This window comes from Nonomuraea rhizosphaerae, assembly GCF_019396405.1.
GTDB lineage: Bacteria > Actinomycetota > Actinomycetes > Streptosporangiales > Streptosporangiaceae > Nonomuraea > Nonomuraea rhizosphaerae.
Genome location: NZ_JAHKRL010000402.1, coordinates 1 through 1,181, shown reverse-complemented (window position 1 = coordinate 1,181; position 1,181 = coordinate 1). Strand labels below are relative to the sequence as shown.

3 protein-coding genes are annotated in these 1,181 nt (G+C 72.3%); all 3 read right to left on the bottom strand.

Going from position 1 to position 1,181, the window contains the following annotated elements:
• On the bottom strand, positions 1 to 190 hold a 190-nt coding region (locus KME77_RS20545), incomplete at its 3' end, for a reverse transcriptase-like protein (RefSeq protein WP_219470206.1).
• The gene (locus tag KME77_RS20540) at positions 187 to 927 is read right to left on the bottom strand and encodes a zinc ribbon domain-containing protein (RefSeq protein ID WP_219470203.1); all 741 of its coding nucleotides are present in this window, start codon (positions 925 to 927) and stop codon (positions 187 to 189) included. The genes KME77_RS20540 and KME77_RS20545, both read right to left, overlap by 4 nt.
• A partial coding sequence (locus tag KME77_RS20535) for a Nif3-like dinuclear metal center hexameric protein (RefSeq protein ID WP_219470201.1) occupies positions 924 to 1,181 on the bottom strand: 258 nt, incomplete at its 5' end. The genes KME77_RS20540 and KME77_RS20535, both read right to left, overlap by 4 nt.

Below are 1,181 nucleotides of genomic sequence, written 5' to 3'. Positions count from 1 at the left end.
CGCGCCCCGCCCGCAGGCCGGCGATGAGGCCGCGGTACTCGGCGACGTTGTTGGTGGCGACGCCGATCGCCTCCGCGGCCCCCGCCAGGACCTGGCGGTCGGCCGCGTCCATGACGACGGCGCCGTAGCCGGCCGGGCCGGGGTTGCCGCGGGAGCCGCCGTCGGCCTCCACGAGGTAGGAGGAGGTCACAGGCCCGACTCGGGAGTGCGTACGAGGATGCGCCGGCACTCGTCGCACCGCAGCACCTCGTCGTGGGGGGCGGCCTTGATGCGGTTCATCTCGGCGATGGACAGGGCGACCTTGCAGCCCTGGCAGCGGCCGGCCCTGAGCATGGCGGCTCCGACGCCGTACTGGCCCTTGAGCTTGGTGTAGAGGGTCATCAGGTCGGCGGGGATCTCGTCGGCGACGCCGGCGCGGCGGGCCTGGATCTCGCCCGCCTCCTTGTCGATCTCGGCGAGCGCGGTGTCGCGGCGGTCCTCGGCGGCGGCGCGGGTGGCGGCGAGCTCGTCGCGCTTGGCGCTCAGGTCGGTGACCTTGGTGTCGGCGGCCTCGCGGCGCTCCATGATCTCCAGGACGACGTCCTCCAGGTCACCCTGGCGCTTGTGCAGGGAGGTGATCTCGGACTGGAGGCTGGCCAGGTCCTTCGGCGAGGTGACGGCGCCGGAGTCGAGCCGTTTCTGGTCGCGGTCGGCGCGGGTGCGGACGGTGTCGACGTCGTTCTCCGCCTTGGTCTGCTCGCGGGCGAGGTCACCGGCCTCGGTCTCGGCCTCGATCACCTCGGTCGCGAGCTTGGCGAACCGCTTGGACTGCTCGTCGATCTCCGCCAGCTCGGGCAGGGTGCGGCGGCGGTGCGCCAGCCTGTCCACCACGGAGTCGAGGTCGGCCAGGTCGAGCAGTCGCTTCTGGGCCTCGGGGGCTGCCTTCATGATGAATAACCTCTTGTCCAAGCATCGGTGACCGTGGCGGAGACACGCGTCTCAACGGTAACGCCACTCGAACCCAGGATGGACGCGGCACTGTCGAGCCATGGCCACTCGGTGGCCCAGTGCGCGGCGTCGATCAGCGCCGGCCCGCCCTCCTCCACGAACTCGCTCGCCGGATGGTGCCTCAGGTCGGCGGTGAGGAACACGTCCACCCCGGCGGCGCGGGCCGTGCCGAGGAGGGAGTCGCCCGCGCCGCC